The following is an 18937-nucleotide window of genomic DNA, read 5'->3' on the forward strand; positions in this document are numbered from 1 at the left end:
GTAACAGATGTAGGTGACTGGTACTAATAGGCCGAGGACTTACCAACAAAGAAGCTACGCGTCCACTGTGCAGTATCTGAAACAACACACAGATAAAGGAAGACAGGTCCGAATCCCGTTCGCGGGTGCCGGGTTTGGCTCTCTGTGTGACAGTTTCATAGAGTTACGGCGGCTATAGCGGTGGGGAAACGCCCGGTCCCATTCCGAACCCGGAAGCTAAGGCCACCTGCGCCGATGGTACTGCACTCGACAGGGTGTGGGAGAGTAGGACACCGCCGGAACATCATTCGCGAAACCCCCTGACTTCGGTCAGGGGGTTTCTGCGTATCTCGATCAAATCGATACGTGCCCATGATCTTTCAGCGCCGAATATCCACCATGCGCTACTTTTGGCCGAATCCAGTAACGTGCCGAGCCCTCACCGCAGCGGGCTGGACCCCTTCCCGTCGTATCGATATCACCGACTGGACCGACCAGCTGGAAGCCGAGGGCTTTCACGTGTCCCGCCCCGCGGCGAGCATCCTCCAAAGCTTCGGCAACCTGACCCTCCAGCCCCCGGACCTCCCAAGCGCGCTTTGGCCGGCGGACCCCTTGTTCTTCGATCCCATTGACGTAGCCAACGGCATGTACGACCGCTACGCCGATTTCGAACGCGCCTTGGGCCGCCGCATGACCCCCTTGGCTGCCAACACAGCGGGCACGACCTTCCTCCTGATGCTCGACGACGGCCGGATCGTCTCCGACGGCGTCCTCGCCCTCAACCTCGTGGCTCCCACCTTCCCCCAGGCCCTCGAGGTCATCATCCGCCGCCACATCGTCCCCACCTCGATCCTGTCCTACCACCGCCCGCGCCCCCGCTTCACCTCCGAATGGATGCACGCGGGCTAGTCACACTCCCCGAGTGCGCGAAGTTCGAATCTCGCACCGCTCCACCGCCTTCCGTCACTACCTTCGTGCGGATGGTGGGGATACTGAACATCGACCCGGCCGCGATGCGAGCGGCCGCGGATTGGCTGGACCGCGCGGCCCAGGACCTCGTGGCCGACCTGACCGCCCACATGCGGCTGGTCCGCTCCTTCCTGGGCGGCGACTGGCAAGGTGACGCCGCGGCCTCACACGAGAACCCGTGGACCGATTGGGAATCCGGTGCCCACCGGATTCTCACCTCCTTCGCCACCGACGCGACGCTGCTCCGTCAGGCAGCCGCGGAACTCACCCGAACCGACCTTCACGGAGCCCAGACGATCACCCAGGCCGGTTCGGGCCTCGACCTGCCCGAGGTGCTCTAGTGGCGGACTATCGGGTCGACCTGGGTGGTCTGCAGCAACTGATCGACAGCACAACCACACTGGAGTCCTCGATCGAGGCGCGCATTGCCGCGATCGAAAAGTGCGTCGCCAACCTTCACGTGGACTGGTCCGGCGAATCCGCCACCGCCCACCGCGCCGCTCACGACGACCGCGTAGCCGCGGCCGCCCTCATGCGCGAGGCCCTGCGAGCCCTGCGCGGAAAGCTCTCCGCAGCCCACACCGCCTACGGAACGGTGGGATCCACCAACGCGTCCATGTGGCCATGAGCCCTCCCACGGTCCCGCTGATCGTCTGCCGAGCAGGCGAATACAGCTCCGCCGGAGAGGTTTTCGGCACCCTCAACACCGACGCCGTCGACACTCACTCCGCCCTGCTCGGCGTTCTCCGCGCGAACGCCGGCATGGCCGGCAGCGACACCATCGGCCAAGAGTGGTCCGCCGCTTATGACCAGGCCGCGACCTCGGCCCTGCAAGCCTCGGCCCAATTGGCCTCCGCCGCAGCGCAAGTCCGAGATCTGCTCGTGGTCGGTGCCTACAACCACCAGGCAGGGGAGTCCGCGGCCACCCACAACGAGGTGGATCCACCTCCACCGCCCACCCTGACCCCGCCATCCTGTCTTCCGGACGAGGCTCCTTCCGCGGCCGGCGACGGCATCCCCGAACCCTTCGGCTGGTCGATCATCAAGGACGCCGTAGGCGCCATGTGGCCCAACGGCCACCAGTCCGAACTCCTTTCCGCCCAATCCGCCTGGTCCACCACAGCCACGAACTTCCACACCCTGGCCGACACGATCCCCAAGGCCATTGACCTCCTCGCCAACCAGCAGTCCGAGGAGATCCCCGCCGCGATCGAAGCGGCCCGGGCCCGCCAATCCGACCTCATCGACCTCGCCACCATCAGCTCGGCCCTCGCCACCGCCTGCGGCGACTACGCCCACCACCTCGATGAGGCCCACCACCAAATCCTCGAGGAACTGAAGGACCTCGGTCTCGAAACCGCCGCGGTAGAACTCGGCCTCGCCCTCCTGGCCCCCGTCACCGCGGGCCTCTCCGAGTACATCGGCAACTCCGCCTGGGCTGCCCGCATAGCCGTCAAAGCGGCCCGCATCGCCTCGATCATCGCCGGTTTGGCCACCAAGGCAAGGGAATCCGCGCGACTGGTCGGCGCTCTTGCCGAACGGCTCCGCGCTCTCGCCACCAGGGTCGCGCAGTGGGTCCAAGCCGCCTCCGCCAGACTCGCGGTCTTCGGCCGCCGCACCGGCTCCGTCCCTAAACTGAAGACAACCCCGATGAACCCCCACTACAAGGGCGAAAGCATTCCAGGAAACACAATCTGGCCAGGCCGGTCGGTCCGCTACCTGACCCCCGAAGAACGCCAGAGCTTCCAACTGTTCATCCGAGACGGCAAACTCTACGACGCCCGCGGCAACCTCTTCGACACCACAAGCTCAGCCACCCACTTCAACGACGGAAGGGCTATCTTCGTCATGGACGAGAACGGCGCCCTCTACGCGTCGAAGTTCCACGAGCCAGGCGCATTCCACCACTCCAGCTTCTTGTCCGGAGCTCCGGTAGCAGGTGCCGGCGAGATCCAGGTGACCAACGGCGAACTCCGCTTCATCTCCGACGCCAGCGGCCACTACCGCCCCGCCCAGAAGTTCTCCAACCAGGTCATCGACCAACTCCGCAGCGAAGGCCTCCACATCGATCCCGCCCAGATCGACCTGCGGGCCCCGAAGTAGCACGAGAGGATCCGACATGACCGAGCCCTGGCGTGCTGTAGTCACCGCCGTCCTGTACAAAGCCCAGTTCGCCCCGTCCCTCGATGCCGCCGAGGCCCACCGCACAGCCGAATGGCTTGTCCACAAACCACTGTGGGACCTCACCGTCGAGGAACAACACCGCGCCCTCCTCGACGCCCTGGCCTCCGGAGCCCCCCTCGACACCGTCGTCCAGGCGCCCTTCTCCGAGACAGAGAAGCGCACCTTCTTCACCCGAGTGGTCGACGAACTCGAAACCATGCGCCCTTGGCCCGACCGCCCGTACCACGAGATCCCTCTCGAACGATGGCCAGAGTTCGTCAACCTCCCCCCGATAGCCCGAATCTCTTTGCCGTGGACCGACCTCCAGCCCCTACTCGGCAAAATGTTCCGCAAGCCCCCCGGCTACAACCGAGAACTCCTACTCCTCCGCCTGAAGTCCGGCCCGGAAATAGCCTTCATCTGCCCCGGCTGGCCACCCGAATCCGCAACCGCCCTGGTCTCCCTCACCCCCAACGCCGACGCCCCCGCCATCCTCCAAGAACTACTGACCTCCGCACCCATCGACCCCACCGAGGTAACTCTCCTGTCCACCACCCCGCCCCCGCCCTTCCTCTTCGAAACAACCCCTCTCCGCCCAGAATTCGCAGGCGAACACCTCCCAGGCAACACCCGCTGGAACGGCACCCACGTCCACTACCTCACCCCCGCCGAACGCGCCCCCTACAAACTGACCATCGCCAACGGCCTCCTCTTCAACAGCCAGCGCACCCCCTTCGACACCACCACAGCCAGCACACTCTGGACCCCACAAGGCGGCCGAGCCATCTTCGTCATGGACGCCAACGGCGACATCTACTCGTCCCCCCACCACATCCTCGGCCAGTTCCACCACTCCAGTTTCCTGGCCGGAGCCCCAGTATCCGCCGCCGGCGAACTAGCAGCCAAAGACGGCCACCTCCACCTCATCTCCGACCACAGCACCCACTACCGCCCACCCCGCCGCTTCACCCGCCAACTCCTCGACAACCTCCGCCGCCACGGCATCCAAATCGCCGACAACCAGGTCGAATACCACATGCCCCCGGACTAGCCCTATCAGGAGCATGTGGCGGCAGATTCAATCCTGCATGAAACCGATCCAGATGTAGTCGCGTGCCCGTGTCAGCGCTACCATGCGCTGCCGCGCAGCCAGTTCCGCCCGATCGCGTTCTGCGCCGGTGAGTTCTGACTTCGTCTGCTTCGGTGCGTCAGTGAGGTGGAAGACGGCGCCGAAGTCCATTCCCTTGGCGCGGTGGATCGTCCCGATCTTGACGGCTTTCTGCGGGGTTCCGTCGAACGCATCGAGCGACAGCGTGGGGATCTCGGCTCGGCGCAAGGCCGCACGCGCCCGATCGATCTCGACATGGGTGTTGAGAATGACCGCGATCGCTGAGAACGGCAGCCCCGAGTCCTTGATCGCCTGAACCAGCCGAGCGTTGGCTTCACGCCGCGGAAAGGTCTCGGATTTGGCTAATCCACCGGGCAATACGACTTCGGCGTCGCGCAGGGTGAATCCCGGAGCTCCGTCAAGATCGTCGACGGAGTTCCCGGCGTCGATACGTCTGGCGTACTCCAGCACGGCCGCGCGATTGCGATAGTTCTTGTCGAGCACCGCGCCGCGGCCGACAATCGGGATTCCGGCGTCGGACAGCCGCCAGCCACCGGCGTACACCTGCTGCTGACCATCGCCGACCAGGAGCAGCTGGGCGTTCGGTTCTCCACCCGCGATCTGGTGCACCAGTTTCAGCTCCAGCAGGGTGAAGTCTTGCACTTCGTCGACGACGACCAATCCGTACGGGTCGTCGAGCGGGGTGGCGCGTAGCTCAACGATGGCTTTGTGGATGACATCGATGAAGTCGGATACGCCCCGGCGTTCCAGCTGCCCCTGGTAGGGCTTGAACAGCTGGCGCCATACGATTTCCCGCTGCTTGTCGCCGAGACTGATGCCATTGCGCCCTGTGCGGTCGATATCCTGATACTGCTCCAAGGTGGCGATCCCGCGCCCTTTGATTACGCGCTGGATCTCGTCCTTCCAATAGCCAGGGTTCGATTCGATGGGTTCGAGCAACGGCCGCGCATACCCCTTCCAAGCTTGGCTGAATGCGGTCTCGGCGGCGCCGCTGTCCAGATTGAAGTCAACGCCGCGGTCCTTGAGGAAGCGCATCGTCCACCCGTACAGGCCCACGAACTCGGCCCGATCCCCGACCTGAGGTGCTAGTCGCGCGAAGGACGACCGGTGGTACTCCGGCAGATTGCGAACAAAGCTGGTGAACAACAACCGCCCCGGATTCTGCTTGGCGAACCGCGCCATCCGATGCAGGGCCACCACGGTTTTCCCGGTCCCGGCCGGCCCGCTAAACCTGGCGGGACCGTTGTATTTGCGGACAACCAGGTCGTGCTGGCCGGGGTCCAGGAAGATCATCCACTCGTCGAATGGCCGCGCCAGTGCCTTCGAGCGCACATCTTCGCGGAGATCCACCGCAGCGAACAGCCCGTCGGCCGCGGGAGTGGCTGCCTGTTTCGGCGCGTCATCGGTTGAGATCAGCTCGTAGCGGCCATCCCGCGCGGCGACCGTTTCCGCGATCTCCCGCGCTCGCTTCCGGGACAGCTTTGCGTCCCCTCCGAAGAGCAGTTCGGGAAACCCATTCAAATCCGCAGTCGCGCTGGAGGTTTCCGGATACGTTTCCGTCGCCCGGTTCATGAGCACCACCACATCGATCATGTGTGGCACATACTGGCTCCGACCCGAAACGAGATTCGAGAATGTCTCCTCGGCTCGCGCACGGATCTGTACCAGCTCTTTCGCTGCCGGCAAGGCGTCTGCGAAGGTCAACGCGAAGACCCCACCCACCCCAACCGCGAACGCGCTCGCCCGACCGTCGCGGGCAAATGTTCCGGGCCTCTCCACCAGCACCTGCCACCCACCGCGCATCAGCGGCACCGACAGGAACCGTCGGTGAGCCGCCTCCAACTGCGGCAACTCCGCCAGCTTGCGCTCCACCCACCGCCGTCGCTGCTCGAACCACATGTCGGTCATCACGGACCCCCTTCTGAGACCAAGGTCGGCCGGTGCTCGACCCCCATTGCCCGAGACACCAACGTCCGCAAGCGAGTTGCGGTGAGTAGCAAATTAATGCCATTGCTTGTGGTGAGTCGGGAGTTGTTGCCGGATGGCACATTTCGGCATACGAGGTGGCACGGCACTGATGTGGTGGAACGCAGGTATAGGGGCGGGCGTGTCGACCCCTGCGGCCGAAGGGTCGAATCCTGTTCTCTCTTAGGCAAACTGACCTACTCGATCGGATCTGTAGCGGTACAGTGCCGACAAGATTCACCAAGTGAATCGCCGCTGTAGGACTGCGGGAGGGGACGGCCTGTGCCGGATGTATCCACTATGGGCAAGCTGTATGAGCTGTTGCGGACGCTTGCCGTGCCGGAGGAGCGTCCTCGTGTGTGGCCGATCATGCTTCGCCGGAGGCGTCCACTGCCGCGACCGATTATCTGTTTGGTTACAACCAATTTCGAGGGCGGGTCGCCACTACCCGCTGTCGAGTCCTGGCTGGCGGGCGGACACGGTCGTACGGTGCCGCGGGTACGTGTGGACGTCAAACAGATGAGGCCCGACTCAGTCGCCATCGAGGAGGGGCAGGTCCGCGAGTACGAACTCGATGGTGATCAAGCCAAGTACCCGTGTCTGCCGATTCTGGACAAGCTCGCCAACGATATCTCCTTCTGCAACACGGGCATGGGACCCATTCGATTCCCGCGGTACAGCGCCGCGAACTGGATCACCCGTCAGCGTCTTCGGGACGCCCAGGCCGATATTGCCGCTGATGAATTGCGCGGCCGGTTCCCGCGGCTGCTCCGCAGCGGTTCGCTGACTCAGCCGGTAGGGACGCTGAGCGGGCTGGTCGGCGGGATCGTCGACAAGGTGGTCGGGGTGGTCTTGTCGTTGTGGCCGGTGCTTCGCCTGTGGCTTTTCGTCAGCGGTGTCGTTCCCGGATTGTCGAGGGAGAGCCGCTGGTTCATGAACCAGAGGTACTTGGCGCCGGAGCTGTCCGACAACTTCCTTGCCTTCGCGACGCGGATGACCGATCCGCACCGAATCCGCGAGAATTCCGAGCAAGTCTCGAAACTGCTGGTGCACGCGTTTCTCTCGGACCTGCGTGCGGCGTATACGCGCCGGATTTGGCGTCCGTCGAGTTGGCGCAGAACCGCGTATCCGGTCGTGCTTCTCGACAATGTGGAGGAGACCCTGCCGGCGGTGGTGGGGAGCCGGCGAGGCGAGGCGACCCCCGCTGCCAACCTGCTCAAGTGGATCACCGAAATCCGCAATGAGACAGGCCTATTCGATCCACTGGTCGTGGTGGCTCACGTGAACTACGCGCCATACGGTGAAGAACCGAATGAACTGACCACACTCGTACCGCTCATCGACCGCCCGCCGCTGGATGAGCCTCGTGGAACGGCCGAGCCCGCCGAGCCGGAGGACGCGCTGCAGCGCTGGCAGTTCGAGATCGCGGATATGCGCCGGAACCGGTTCGCCTACGCGTGGCAGCTACTGTTCCGCTGGGACTCGGCACTGTCGAGTTCGACGCGTATCAATCCCGGTCTGGCTCGTCCGCCCGCTCCGCCGATGGCGGCTCGCAGATGGTTCGTCTCGCTCGCGGTGGTGGTCCCGCTCGTGCTATCGGCTGTCAGTGCGTGGGCGATGGTTCCCGCATTGCGGCATCCATCGTGCGCTCAATGGCCCTGGACGACCGGAATAGCGGTCGAGGAGCATGACAACGAGTGCATCGGATACAGCGCCGACACGCGGCGGGTCTTCACCAGCGATGAGTCGCTGAATGCTATGCAGCGCGAGGTTTTCCGCCAGAACGCGACTGCGGAAGACAGGCATCAGCGTGACCACAGCCGGAGATTGATCTCGCTGGTGTATTTCGCGGGTCTGACGTACTCAGCCAAGTCCAGGTACTCGCATGGGATCGTCGAAGAGCTGGCTGGCCTCGCGATTCAGCAGAGGAGGTTCAACGACAAACAGGCGCCGACGGATCCGCTGGTCCGCATCATCATCGCGAACGGCGGCGAGGGTATGGGGCAAGCGACCTACGTGGTCGAGCACATGCTGAAGCGGCTACTGCGCGATGATCCCACGGTTTTCGGCGTGATCGGACTGGACCGTAGCACCGCGGAGACGCAGCGAGCCATCACCGAACTCGGTGATCTGGGTGTCCCGGTCGTCGGTACGACATTGTCCGCGGACGCGCTGTCCAAGGCGTCGCCTCTGTACCTACAGGCGGTACCGAGCAATACCACCCACGCGCAGCTGATTGCGGATTACGTTGCGGGCGCGCGGGCTCCGGAGTCCGGTCCCGACGCTGGACGGCGACTATTCGAGAGGGTATTGATCTATCGGCCAGACTCTGTCGGGGACATTTTTGTCAACAGCCTGGCGGACGACCTAGGACGCGAGTTCGCCAAACGGCAGATCGATGCTCCGGTGCTGAGCTTGGCCGATGCGAACACGACTGCTGATCTGGCAGCGCACTGTAAAACCAACGAGACCAACCGCCGAACCCTGCTTCTGTTCGCCGGCCGCAACGAGGACTTCGCGACGTTCACGCAGAACGTGGCCCAGCAGTGCAAGACCGAGACTCGACCTGATTTGCTCGGCGCCGATACCGTCACTCGCTTGGTTACCGACCCCGCCACAATGCAAAATGTGCCGCAGGGCATGAATATTCGCTATGTCGCCAAAGGTGCAGAAGCGATCCTGGGCGGAAGGGAATGTGTCCAGAACCAATTGGACGGCACCGGCCGCTCCGGCGATTTTCTGGACTTCTGCCGAGGGATCAAGACCCTTGCCACTACGCTGAACACCCCTGGTGCGAAGCCGGTCTACGACCCAACCTGGCCAGGGGATCGCACTGCAATCGCTTTCGACGTGGTCGGCCTGTTCGCGAACGCTCTGGGCGGGAGCAACAAGTCGCTCCCGAGCGGGGAGACGCCGCTCGACCGCAGAGCAGCCTTCCTAGCCCTCCGAAAGGACTACCCGGGCATCACCGGCCACCTGAATTTCACCCCGGATGCGCAGGTGGCGACGGATGCGACCATCGCGATCCTGGTGAGCACCGGCCGCGATGTCTCCGACCGAAGACTGAGCTGCGTGTTGACGCACCCGCGAGGCGCAGGCACCGGCTGCCCTGACGGCACCCACGACGATTCCGAGGCCTGGTTCATCGACCACTGAAGACCGCAAAGTCGAGGATGTCCTGGAACATGCGGCATCAGCATCCACCACATCAACACCGGCGACGACGCGGTGACAATCGCTCTCTTCATCTGGGATGGACACGAACTATTGGAGACGTGAGTGCCGGCGCTTGCGCCTGATGACTGAATAGTCTTGTGTCACAACAGGATGACGTGCCTTTCGCGGAACTGGGCACCCAGGGCGCGTATCCCGCGATCCGTGCCGTGGTGACCTCTTACATCATGGATTCGATCGTCGACCCGACGATTACTCAGCCCGACCTGTGGAACGTGTCGGGGTTCTGGACATCTGACAAGACCTTGTGGCCCTGTTCGAATCGCCGTGGGCGTACATGTCCACGGTTCACCCGAGCAGTTCGGACTTCGTTCCGATCCAGGTGACGACCACTTCATCGCGTGCCCGGCTTGCTGCGACGTAGAGCAGGGATCGCTCGCGAAGGAGTGCCTCGGCCTTTTCTTCCTCCGGCACGGATTGTGTGACCGTGCTGATAGGCAGCTCTTTCGCTCCGACACCGGCAAGTATCACTCGCGAGAATTCCATCCCCTTGGATCGGTGCATAGTCATCACCTGTACATGATTCTCGGACGTCGGGTTGTGCTCGAGTATCGCCGCGTCGATTCCGTGGCCGGCCAGTGCGCTCACTACTCGCTCGCAGCGGCGAGTGGTCCGGGCCAGAACCGCGATGGTGTGCGGTGCGATGGCGGAATCGACCCAAGCTCGGACCTGCTGGACGATCGCCTGAAGCTCATCGGATACCGAGCCGCAGGGGATGAGGGCCGGAACCGGGCCGAGCCTGATCGAGCGGTAGCCTGCGGTCGAGTCGCTTTTGCCGTCCACGCCGACATACTCTGCACCGGTGACGATTCCGAGCGCGAAGCGCAGATTCTGGGCGGTCGTCCGGTAATTCAGGGTTAGACGCCGTGATCGTCCGACGATGTCGATGCCGAGGTGGCCGAGACTGATCGGCTGCCCGTAGATCCGCTGGTACGGGTCTTCTGCGATGAACAGATCGTTGGGCCCTTCGTCGGTGAGAGCGCGGAGCAGGTTCCAGTGGGACGGGTGTAGGTCCTGCGCTTCATCCACGAGGACATGATCGGCGATTCGGGTTCGAAGGGTTTCTGCGGCGACTCCCAGTTGTGCAGCAGCCAGCGCAATCACCTCTGGGAAACTGAGACTGCGCTCGGCCTGGCTGCGACTGCGAAATGCGGTTATCAGTTGCCAAATCGTGTACTTCTGCTTCCGGGTGAGACGTACTCGTCGGCCTCGGCGGTGAGTCTTCGCATACCGCTCAAAGGATTTCACCGTGTTGGCGAGGACGACGTACACGTACTCGGTGTTGAGGAAGCCGGGTGTTGCCAGCCGCGGTTCCAGGCCGGTGCAGTCCGTCGTGTGGATGACGTCTTGCCAGAGTTGATCGGTATCGGTGCGGCGTGCCGGCAGTTCGACGGCCCGGATGCCGAACAGGGCGTCGGCCGCGTCGCCGATATCTGCTGCTTGTGTGACGATCTGGTTGGCGAGCTTGTCGATTCCTATGACCAGCACACCGGCGCCACCGACGCCGTCGGCGCGGGGGAGATCCGGGTCCAGGACTCGCAATTCGGTATCGAGGCTCTCCGCGAGCGTGGTGTTGAAGGTGGTGAGAATGATGCGCGCAGCGGGGTTCCGTTGAAGGAGACTGCGAGCGCGATGGACGAGGACTACGGTCTTTCCGGTCCCGGCGCCCCCCGACAGCCGAAAGGCGCCCCTGAAATCTTGCTCGGCATACAGTCGCTGCTCCGGATGCAGAAATCTGCGCCACGCGGTGAAGTCACCCCCTTCGATGATGCGGCGCAGCTCGGCGGTGTCCTCGCCGATGTAGGTGAACAGCATTTGAGACGCAGGATGGTCGAGGGCTCGAATGAGCGAGTCGTCGGTGGCGTCGAGCTCGGATTCCGGTGCGAAGCGGTACTTCTCCCGGATCTCTGCGAGGCTTGTCCCCGCAGCCAGTTCGAGCAGCGTATCTCCCTGCCAGGTGCCGAATTTGGCTTCCGCGTCGGCGGCGAGATCGACCAGGGCTTCGGTATCGAGCGCGGCCACAGCACGTGCTGCGAGGGCGGGGGCAAGTCCAAGTTTCTCGACCAGGTCGGCCGCGGTGTAGCCGGCCCGCGCGAGGATCGGTGCTGTGGGCACAGCGGGGATCGACCCGGCAGTTCGCACAGGTGCCGGATTCGGAAGGGCGTCTCGAGCGTCGCTGTCGCGATCGGATTCCGCGACAACACCTTCCAATGCACCCGTGGCCGGATGCACCCGCAGGATCGAGCACGCAGCCAGGGCGGTGGCTTCGTCCGTCAGCCAAGTGCCCATATAGATGTAGGTGGTGTCGGCATCCTTCGGATCGACCTGGAAAAGGATCGCCCGATGGTGAGCGTCGACGCGCCCCAGCCGGACTCGACGGTCCAGTCCACCGTCGATCGGGTGCACCAAATAGGCTGCAGTGGAGTCATTTTGAAGGTCGGAAAGGAAGTCGTAGATCTTCGGTTTGACCGCCCTGGACAGTGTCGTCGCCGCGCTGCTCTTCGCCATGACGATGTTCGCCACTTACAACCCCTGGTTGCTGGTGTTCGCCTGCCTGCGCGGAAGCTGGTTCCCGAGGGATTCGACCAGCTGTTTGACCTCGTCCTGGCATGCTTGCGTCCAGATGGCCAGGAAGGCATTGGAGACGGTGACGCCGGCGAGCAGGTTCAGATCTGCGCCGATCTGCTCCCAGATGACGTGGCGGTCTCGGTTGGTGAGTGCTCGACTCTCCACCACGGATCGCACCCTGTGCTGTCGTTCCACCGGAAGGGTCAGCGCGACTGTGAGTTTGGCGAGGTAGTCGTCGAGTCGTGCGTGGACGCGCTCGAAGACGTGCGCTTCGGGCGCGGAATTTCCGGGCAGGGTGTGGATGCCTTTACTCGGGTCGCGGTGTGCGGCCTGGTCTCCGTCCAGCACACAGACAGCGGGGAAGTTTGTCGTCGGATTCGCGTTGTGTTGTTCGGTCACCTTGCGTGCGGGTGATTCGCCGCCCATCGCGTGAATTCTGATGGCATCCAGTTCGATATCGTCGTATGCGCGAAACGCTGCTGCCACCATCTGTTCCGCGAAGGTGTCCTCGACGAAGACGGCCAGCTTTCCATCGATCTGTCCGGTGATGGTGCGGAGGGCGTGGACGTCGAGCTTGCCTTGCAGGACGTCGCCGTAGAGCGCGGCCCAGATGGCGGCCGGTGGCAGTGGTGCGAGCGCGTCGTTGGAATGGGTCGTGAAGATGACCTGGCACGACTTTCGGTGGGCGACGCTGATGAGATATTCGACCATGCGCCGGGTCGCGACCGGGTGCAGCCCGTTTTCGATCTCTTCGATGAGGATCAGCGCGTTGTTGCCCGCGGCCTCGATCGCGGTGACGATCCGGATGACGCTGGCCTCGCCGGCACCGAAATGGAACTCGGAGTAGCCCTCGCCCTGCCGGGTAAGGCCGGCGAACATGGTGACCTTGTCCGTGTCGTCGAGGTGCAATTTCTGGAAGCCGTCGATCGACCTGCCGAGGATCTTCGCGACTTCCCCGGCGACTGCTGGGGGTATCGGGACCTCTTTGACGGCCTGAAATGAGCCGCCGACGGCTTTCCTGAGGTTCTGCCGCTCGGAGGCCGGCAGGGTGCGTTCGACACCGAAGTGCAGGACTTCGCGGTGCACGGCGTTGCGGATCCACTTGTGCCGCTTGAAGCTTGCGGTGCGCAGCACGGGCAGTCGGGTGTTGAGGGACTTGTCGACCAGCTCGTACTCCATCGACCAGTTCTGCATGCTGTCGTCGTACTTGCCGCTCTTGGCGAAGAACCGGCCGGGCAGTACGTCTCGATACGCGCAGCCGGCCGCACCCAGGATGGTGGACTTGCCACCGCCATTGGGGCCGACGACAGCGGTGACCGGGAAATCGAAGCTGACCTCCTGGCCGACGAATCCGCGAACACGACGCAGCATCAGCCGTCTCACGTACTGGCCGTAGTTGGCCTTCGCGACCTTGTTTGTCAACGCTTCGATCATGTCGTCGCGGATCTCGCTCTTGAATTCGCTCACTGCGTCTCGCTTACCCCTCGTACACGGACCGGTCGTTCAGTGGTCTACCCGAAACCGGGGCGCGTACTGCCAGCGGCGTTCCGGTTGATCAAGAGCCTACCGTCAGAGATTGTGCCACTTGCGATTTGGCCTTCGGCGGGGCTGCGAAACGCACGGTGCGCTCCGGGCCCGGGCGACGCAGGCCTCGGCCGCGCTGGTCAGCCTCGAGTAGCGTCACGTGAGGCTGCTGCTGCGGGGTCGTCCTCGGCGCATTGGGCTTTGAACAGACTGGTCAGATGATCATGCTAGGGTCCCCGAGAACGTTCGTACCGCGAACTGATTCAGGGGGTCAAGCGGTGACTGACATTCTCGACGTCGACCTATCTACGTTGCACGGGCTGGCGAATGAGCTCGGCGGGCAGGCGGAGGATATCGGCAAGATCACCCTGACCAAGACAGTCAAGATGCCGGGATCCCCAATCGAGGCGGCCTCGACACAGGTCGGCGACGCGGTGTTGAAGGCGTACGGATTGATCCGTGGCCAGATCCAGATCCTGGCGGACCGCGCCAAGACGGCGCATGGCAGTTACGAGGACATGGACAAGTCCAACGCCGACCAGCTGGACAAGTACGGCCGCGGTGAGGGCGTGAGTTGACCACGATCAGTCACGTTCGTGGATGCGACCCACAGTCGATGCTCGACTACGCCACAGATCTGGTGAAGCAGAACGATGCGTTTGTTTCGAAGGTTGACCAGATGGAGCAGTCGGTCGACAACGCCATGAACCAGTGGAAGGGCGCCGGAGCGGCGGCCGCCTCCGAGCGTGCGGTGGCTCACAAGCTGCACGGCAATCACCTCGCGACCACAATCGTCGGCATTGCAGACCAGTACAACATCTACGGCGTCTCGCTCGGCGATACCCGGACCGCCCTGCTGCGGATCCTCGATGTCGAGATGAAGGACTCGGGGATGACCGTCGACGATGACGGCACTGTGCATGCTCCGAAAGTGCCATCGGGTGCCGACCAGTCGAACTCGGCCACGACTGCGTTGGCCCAGCAGATGCTCGACGGCCAGGCTTCAGGGTACGAGAGTCGGATCAAGACCCTGCTGACGCAGTTCGGCGATGGGGAAACCGCAGCGGTGAAGGCGATCTCGGCCGATCTTCAGGCGCTCGGTGATTATGAGAAGAAGCCCGACGGTGCACCTGTGCGCTCGGATGTGCAAGCCATCTTGGATGGTAGATCCGAGTTGCCGACCGATCCGAAGAAGCTGCACGACTTCTGGGAGACGCTGACCCCGGCAGAGAAGGACGCACTCTACGAGAAGGACCAGTACATCGGGAACCGCGACGGCCTGCCTTCAGTCGACCGCGACCATTACAACCGGCAGAAGCTCGACGACGAGTTGACGCGCGCGCAGAACGGCGATCCGGCGGTGGCCCACAAGCTTCCGGACCTGCGGGCCATCCAGAAAACGCTGAAGGATAACCCGGACGCCATGCTGCTGCTGATGGACACCCAATCCGGAAAGATGGCCCACGCGGCGGTCTCGGTCGGCAACCCCGATACCGCCGCCAATGTATCGGTCAACGCGCCGGGTTTGAACGGCAACGTCCGTGACTCGCTCGGAAGCATGGTCACCGAAAACCGGGCCGTGAAAAACCTCGCCGAGAGCACGCTCAACAAGTTGAACCCTGATGATCCGAAGCTAGGACAGAAGGTGGTGCCCATTGCGTGGATTGGGGCAGACCTGCCACAAGGCGATATCAAAAAATTCAATGAGGATGTGGACGGTACCACCGCGCAGGGATATAGGGACGTCTTCAACGACACGATGGCCAGGGCAGGCGCGCCGAAACTCGCGTCGTTCTACGACGGTGTGCGTGCCTCGCACGATGATGGATCTATGCATCTCACCGCGGTTGGGCATTCCTACGGATCGGTGATGACCGGGCTCGCGCTGCAGCAGTCCGGCCATCAACCCGTCGACGACCTCGTCGTCTACGGTTCGCCGGGATTGGATCTGCCGTACAAGCACTGGTACTGGCCTGTGAGCGGTGATCAGCAGGTCTCGAATCTCAATGTGCCCGATGGACATCGGTACGAGATGACCGGCGGAGATGACAAGATCGCCAACCTCCCTAGATTTGGCGACAATCCGAAATCTCTCCCCGGATTCACCCACCTGGAAACCGGACCTCACACCACACCCGACGGCGTGCACCGTGGCGGGGCCTACGAGCACGCAGACTATCCACGTACGACCGACGTCGACGGCAAACCACAGCTGCGTACTTCCGGCTGGAACACAGCCATGATCGTGGCAGGTCTCCCGAATGAGGCGGTTAAGAAGTGAAGGCACCCAACATCAATCGGATGGGTATTGCGTCGGCCTTGGCCGCTGCGGTGATCGCGATGACGACAGGATGTGACTCCTTGGACTCCGAGTACAAGAAGACCGGTGCGGCCGACACAGCCCACGCCGAACAGGTACTCCGGTCCCGGCCCACCCTCGAAGATACGCAAGCGCGCCTCACTCAGGCGGTGGAGGACCTCGCTGCCTACGCGAGCTCGCTGGTCCCAGGGATGACCTGGAAGTGGATGAGTACAGACCGACAACCCGCGGCATGCGGTGCCCCGTACGACCAGACAGCGGGCCGCGACCTCTACATGCCGGACTACATCACCCAGGGTGGCGATACCACGCACGGCGGCATTCCTGACGCAGTGTGGCCGCAGGTGCGTGAGAAGGCTCGCCAGCTCGCGGCCGATCTGGGTGCCACAGAGGCCGATCCGCTACCGATCACCGAGAAGCCCGGCGATCGTGACGCCCGCTTCATCGGGAACAACGGGACAGTGCTGTGGCTGAGCACTCGGGGCATCACCAGCGAAACAGGTTGTCGACTGCCTGCTGCTGAGAAAGCAGCCACCAGCTCTGTCGTGCCGACCACCGAACGACCGAAATGACATCAACATCCGGTCGGGTACGTCAGGAATTCGAACCTCAGGCGGTGAAGGTCTGTGAAGCACAATGATTCCGATGCACTTGGCTTGAAAGTGCAGCGTGCCCAACATGCCCTTGAACAGATCCGGGGTGTCGGTGTCATCAACGGCATTCGCGTCGTCGTGGACGCTGAGGATCGCCTGCTATCGGTGACCGTAAGCGAGGAATCCGTCATCATGGCCGCGTATCGGGCGGCGGTGGAAGATAAGCGCCCCAAGGTCGATGAAGCACTGCGGGAACTGCGAGCCGATACAACCTTCGAAGCGGTTTCGACCTACACGAAGGCGAACTCGGCGCGCTGGGAAGCCGAGCGCAGGGAACGGCAGCGCGAGCTAGAGGAAGCGCTCGACGACGACTACGAGCGCGGCTCGATCAAGGCGCCCGAGTGGTAGTACTCAGCGCGATCTGGAAGGCCCAATACCGTTGGCTGTCTTCAGGTTCGATGCCAGTAGGTTGGCCGAAGCGGCTGCGCGATAATTGCTGAGGGGCTGTTGAGTCGATGCCGACTCTCGGTGGGTCTCGGCGCGTTCGCGTTCGAGGCGGTAGGTGATGGCGGCGACGGTCCAGCCGTCGGTGGTGGGTGGGCGGCTGGGGCGGGTGAGCAGGGGGAGCAGGCAGGTGAGAGTGATGCCGGCGGTCAGGCCGAGGAGGAAGGGGAGCCAGAGGGTGGTCATCGTGCGCCTCTTTCAGGAAATCGACCGGAGTGGGTGAGCCGAGCAGGGCGGTTACGGTCGGTGAGACCCGCTGGTGAGTAGTCGGATTCAGGGCCGGGAAAGGTTGTCCGGGCGGGCGGTGACAGAGTGGGGGATGCGGCGGGTGCGGGCGGTCAGGTCGTGGGTGAGGTCGGCGTAGGCAAGTGAGATTTCCGCCAGGCGGGTCCAGGCGTGGTGGGAGTAGAGGCCGGTGGCGGGGTCGGCGAGGGCGGTGCGGGCATCGACTGAGAAGCGGGCGAGGCGGTCGATGACCATGCCGAGGGTTTCGGTGTGCAGGGTGGCAGCGGCGAACGGGCGGGGGAGTTCGCGGGCGGTCCAGAGGTCGATGTCGTGGATCAATCGGTCTCGGGTGCAGTCGATTTCAGGGAGATCCGTCCGGGTGGAGGAGTGGAGGGCTTCGTGAAGGCTGGCCAGTTCGTAGGCCGCCTGCAGGAGCGGGTGCGGTTGGATGATGGTTCCGGCGCAGGCATGCAGGAGCAGATCTTTGGACGGCAGGTGGGTGGTCATTGGTTGCTCCCCTCGGCTTTTCGTGATCGTGAGTTCAGTAGACACCTGCGGCAATAGAATTGGTATGTCCAGCGCCTTCTGAACGAAGAATGGTTGGCGTTCCAGCTGGGCGCATTCCAGAACGGAGCATCCCAGATAGCGAGGCTAACGAAATGGCCGGATCATCGCTTCCACGAAGGGCTCTCGGTCGCAGGCTGCGCGGCTATCGAGTAGGGGCTGAAAAGAGCCAACTGGCTGCGGGTTTGCATATCGAGATGTCGCCACAGAGCATCGGTCGAATGGAGGATGGGCAGAAGGTAAAGATCTGCACTTCGCAAATTCGGGATCTCCTCGACCTATACCGTGTTCCGAATCCTAGTGATGAGCGGAACGAGATATTCATGCTGTGGCAGGAGGTGAGGGATCAAGCGCTCGCTGCGAAACTTGCTGGTACAACGAAAGGTTGGTGGCAGGCTTATACCGACCAGTATGAGCCGCATTTCGACCACTATCTGGGGCTGGAAGCTGTTGCGACACACCTGACGACGCATCAGGTGCTGCTGCTTCCGGGGCTGTTGCAGACCGCCGGTTATCGGCGCGCGCTCAGCTTGATCGGAGACCCGGCGGTGTCGTCGGCCGCGCTCGAACGACGCCTGGAACTTGCGGCGCATCGGAAGGTCAGGCTGTCGGAATCGAGTTTTCGCGTGGACGTACTGCTCGCTGAGGCGGTACTCCACCAGACACCCGGTGGGCGGCCGGTCATGGTCGAGCAGTTGCGATATCTCCTCGAACTGACCGGGTCCCGCGCGAACCTGTCGATCCGGGTTGTGCCTTCGGATGCGGGGAGTCACCTCGGATTGCTGACGCAGTCGTTCACTCTGCTCGAATTCCCGCCCCTGGCAAGTCAACTTGCCGAGCCGCCGATTGTGTACGTCGAAGGCTACGACGGCAGCCTGTACCTGGAGCGAATGGACATGATCGACCGCCATCGGCGGGCGATCACCGATATCCAGCGAGTAGCGTTGACCGAGGATGACACCAAGCAGTTGGTGCATCAGATCGTGAAGGAGTACGGGGAGTGACCACGAACCTGTCCAGTGCTCGATGGTTCAAGAGCACCTACAGCCAGCCGACCGCGGACTGTGTCGAGATCGCCCATCTGTCGGCCGACTCGGTCGGAGTGCGCGACTCGAAGGACCCGCATGGCCCCGCACTGGTGTTCTCCGGTGACCAGTGGGATCGCTTCCTTGCCAGCAGGATCTGGCGAGGCTGAACCAC

Annotated in this window: 17 protein-coding genes, 1 rRNA gene and 1 pseudogene; 14 read left to right on the forward strand and 5 right to left on the reverse strand. The window is 63.2% G+C overall.

Annotation, left to right across the window (positions count from 1 at the left end; genetic code table 11):
* The first annotated feature begins 164 nt into the window (after positions 1-164).
* The 6 genes from rrf to ACWELJ_RS01455 all read left to right on the forward strand — a co-directional run bounded on the left by rrf (position 165) and on the right by ACWELJ_RS01455 (position 4162).
* A 5S ribosomal RNA gene (gene rrf / locus ACWELJ_RS01430) occupies positions 165-281 on the forward strand.
* Between the two features lie 70 nt (positions 282-351).
* The gene (locus ACWELJ_RS01435; protein ID WP_452364314.1) at positions 352-888 is read left to right on the forward strand and encodes an SUKH-3 domain-containing protein; all 537 of its coding nucleotides are present in this window, start codon (positions 352-354) and stop codon (positions 886-888) included.
* Between the two features lie 71 nt (positions 889-959).
* Entirely contained in the window at positions 960-1289 is a 330-nt protein-coding gene (locus ACWELJ_RS01440) for a WXG100 family type VII secretion target (protein ID WP_452364207.1), read from the forward strand.
* A complete protein-coding gene (locus tag ACWELJ_RS01445; protein WP_452364208.1) occupies positions 1289-1576 on the forward strand; it encodes a WXG100 family type VII secretion target in 288 nt (95 codons plus the stop codon). The genes ACWELJ_RS01440 and ACWELJ_RS01445 overlap by 1 nt, the downstream gene beginning before the upstream one ends.
* The gene (locus ACWELJ_RS01450; protein ID WP_452364209.1) at positions 1573-3051 is read left to right on the forward strand and encodes a WXG100-like domain-containing protein; all 1479 of its coding nucleotides are present in this window, start codon (positions 1573-1575) and stop codon (positions 3049-3051) included. Before ACWELJ_RS01445 ends, ACWELJ_RS01450 begins: the two co-directional genes overlap by 4 nt.
* A 16-nt stretch (positions 3052-3067) precedes the next feature.
* A complete protein-coding gene (locus ACWELJ_RS01455; RefSeq protein WP_452364210.1) occupies positions 3068-4162 on the forward strand; it encodes a hypothetical protein in 1095 nt (364 codons plus the stop codon).
* Positions 4163-4189: 27 nt separating this feature from the next.
* On the opposite strand, the gene ACWELJ_RS01460 is transcribed toward ACWELJ_RS01455, so the two are convergent.
* Positions 4190-6148 carry a UvrD-helicase domain-containing protein gene (locus ACWELJ_RS01460; RefSeq protein ID WP_452364211.1) on the reverse strand — a complete coding sequence of 653 codons (1959 nt, stop codon included), beginning with the start codon at positions 6146-6148 and terminating at the stop codon, positions 4190-4192.
* Between the two features lie 357 nt (positions 6149-6505).
* Here ACWELJ_RS01460 and ACWELJ_RS01465 point away from each other — a divergent pair, with 357 nt between their 5' ends.
* Entirely contained in the window at positions 6506-9361 is a 2856-nt protein-coding gene (locus ACWELJ_RS01465) for a hypothetical protein (RefSeq protein WP_452364212.1), read from the forward strand.
* Between the two features lie 366 nt (positions 9362-9727).
* Here the strand turns inward: ACWELJ_RS01465 and ACWELJ_RS01470 are convergent, their stop codons facing one another.
* Positions 9728-11962 carry a 3'-5' exonuclease gene (locus ACWELJ_RS01470; protein ID WP_452364213.1) on the reverse strand — a complete coding sequence of 745 codons (2235 nt, stop codon included), beginning with the start codon at positions 11960-11962 and terminating at the stop codon, positions 9728-9730.
* Positions 11963-13474 carry an ATP-dependent nuclease gene (locus ACWELJ_RS01475; protein WP_452364214.1) on the reverse strand — a complete coding sequence of 504 codons (1512 nt, stop codon included), beginning with the start codon at positions 13472-13474 and terminating at the stop codon, positions 11963-11965.
* A 335-nt stretch (positions 13475-13809) separates the two neighbouring features.
* Here ACWELJ_RS01475 and ACWELJ_RS01480 point away from each other — a divergent pair, with 335 nt between their 5' ends.
* Genes ACWELJ_RS01480 through ACWELJ_RS01495 form a run of 4 tightly spaced genes read left to right on the forward strand, consistent with a single transcriptional unit; the run spans position 13810 to position 16852 of the window.
* A complete protein-coding gene (locus ACWELJ_RS01480; RefSeq protein WP_452364215.1) occupies positions 13810-14109 on the forward strand; it encodes a hypothetical protein in 300 nt (99 codons plus the stop codon).
* 38 nt (positions 14110-14147) lie between these two features.
* Positions 14148-15812 carry an alpha/beta hydrolase gene (locus tag ACWELJ_RS01485; RefSeq protein ID WP_452364216.1) on the forward strand — a complete coding sequence of 555 codons (1665 nt, stop codon included), beginning with the start codon at positions 14148-14150 and terminating at the stop codon, positions 15810-15812.
* Positions 15809-16423: an LppA family lipoprotein gene (locus ACWELJ_RS01490; protein WP_452364217.1), complete on the forward strand. Its 615-nt coding sequence runs from the start codon at positions 15809-15811 to the stop codon at positions 16421-16423. Before ACWELJ_RS01485 ends, ACWELJ_RS01490 begins: the two co-directional genes overlap by 4 nt.
* Before the next feature lie 54 nt (positions 16424-16477).
* Positions 16478-16852, forward strand: coding sequence for a hypothetical protein (locus tag ACWELJ_RS01495; RefSeq protein ID WP_452364218.1), 375 nt, complete (start codon positions 16478-16480; stop codon positions 16850-16852).
* A gap of 3 nt (positions 16853-16855) precedes the next feature.
* Here the strand turns inward: ACWELJ_RS01495 and ACWELJ_RS01500 are convergent, their stop codons facing one another.
* Complete coding sequence (locus ACWELJ_RS01500) at positions 16856-17134, reverse strand: hypothetical protein (RefSeq protein ID WP_452364219.1); 279 nt, start codon at positions 17132-17134, stop codon at positions 16856-16858.
* Between the two features lie 87 nt (positions 17135-17221).
* Complete coding sequence (locus ACWELJ_RS01505) at positions 17222-17680, reverse strand: DUF4254 domain-containing protein (RefSeq protein WP_452364220.1); 459 nt, start codon at positions 17678-17680, stop codon at positions 17222-17224.
* 152 nt (positions 17681-17832) lie between these two features.
* On the opposite strand from ACWELJ_RS01505, the pseudogene ACWELJ_RS01510 reads away from it, so the two are divergent.
* From ACWELJ_RS01510 to ACWELJ_RS01520, 3 genes and pseudogenes are all read left to right on the forward strand, one after another.
* Positions 17833-18018: pseudogene (locus ACWELJ_RS01510) on the forward strand (helix-turn-helix domain-containing protein); the annotation flags it as partial.
* Positions 18019-18060: 42 nt separating this feature from the next.
* Positions 18061-18741 (forward strand): DUF5753 domain-containing protein, encoded by a 681-nt coding sequence (locus ACWELJ_RS01515; protein ID WP_452364315.1) that lies wholly within the window; start codon positions 18061-18063, stop codon positions 18739-18741.
* Complete coding sequence (locus ACWELJ_RS01520) at positions 18738-18932, forward strand: DUF397 domain-containing protein (protein WP_452364221.1); 195 nt, start codon at positions 18738-18740, stop codon at positions 18930-18932. Before ACWELJ_RS01515 ends, ACWELJ_RS01520 begins: the two co-directional genes overlap by 4 nt.
* The last annotated feature ends 5 nt before the right edge of the window (positions 18933-18937 follow it).

Source organism: Nocardia sp. NPDC004582 (genome assembly GCF_053602115.1).

Excerpts from the sequence above, each read along its gene's own strand:
- ACWELJ_RS01450 (WP_452364209.1), top strand. The coding sequence starts at position 1,573 with ATGAGCCCTCCCACGGTCCCGCTGATCGTCTGCCGAGCAGGCGAATAC.
- ACWELJ_RS01505 (WP_452364220.1), bottom strand. The coding sequence starts at position 17,680 with ATGACCACCCACCTGCCGTCCAAAGATCTGCTCCTGCATGCCTGCGCC.
- ACWELJ_RS01455 (WP_452364210.1), top strand. The coding sequence starts at position 3,068 with ATGACCGAGCCCTGGCGTGCTGTAGTCACCGCCGTCCTGTACAAAGCC.
- ACWELJ_RS01465 (WP_452364212.1), top strand. The coding sequence starts at position 6,506 with ATGGGCAAGCTGTATGAGCTGTTGCGGACGCTTGCCGTGCCGGAGGAG.
- ACWELJ_RS01460 (WP_452364211.1), bottom strand. The coding sequence starts at position 6,148 with ATGACCGACATGTGGTTCGAGCAGCGACGGCGGTGGGTGGAGCGCAAG.
- ACWELJ_RS01485 (WP_452364216.1), top strand. The coding sequence starts at position 14,148 with ATGCTCGACTACGCCACAGATCTGGTGAAGCAGAACGATGCGTTTGTT.
- ACWELJ_RS01500 (WP_452364219.1), bottom strand. The coding sequence starts at position 17,134 with ATGACCACCCTCTGGCTCCCCTTCCTCCTCGGCCTGACCGCCGGCATC.
- ACWELJ_RS01435 (WP_452364314.1), top strand. The coding sequence starts at position 352 with ATGATCTTTCAGCGCCGAATATCCACCATGCGCTACTTTTGGCCGAAT.
- ACWELJ_RS01440 (WP_452364207.1), top strand. The coding sequence starts at position 960 with ATGGTGGGGATACTGAACATCGACCCGGCCGCGATGCGAGCGGCCGCG.
- ACWELJ_RS01515 (WP_452364315.1), top strand. The coding sequence starts at position 18,061 with ATGCTGTGGCAGGAGGTGAGGGATCAAGCGCTCGCTGCGAAACTTGCT.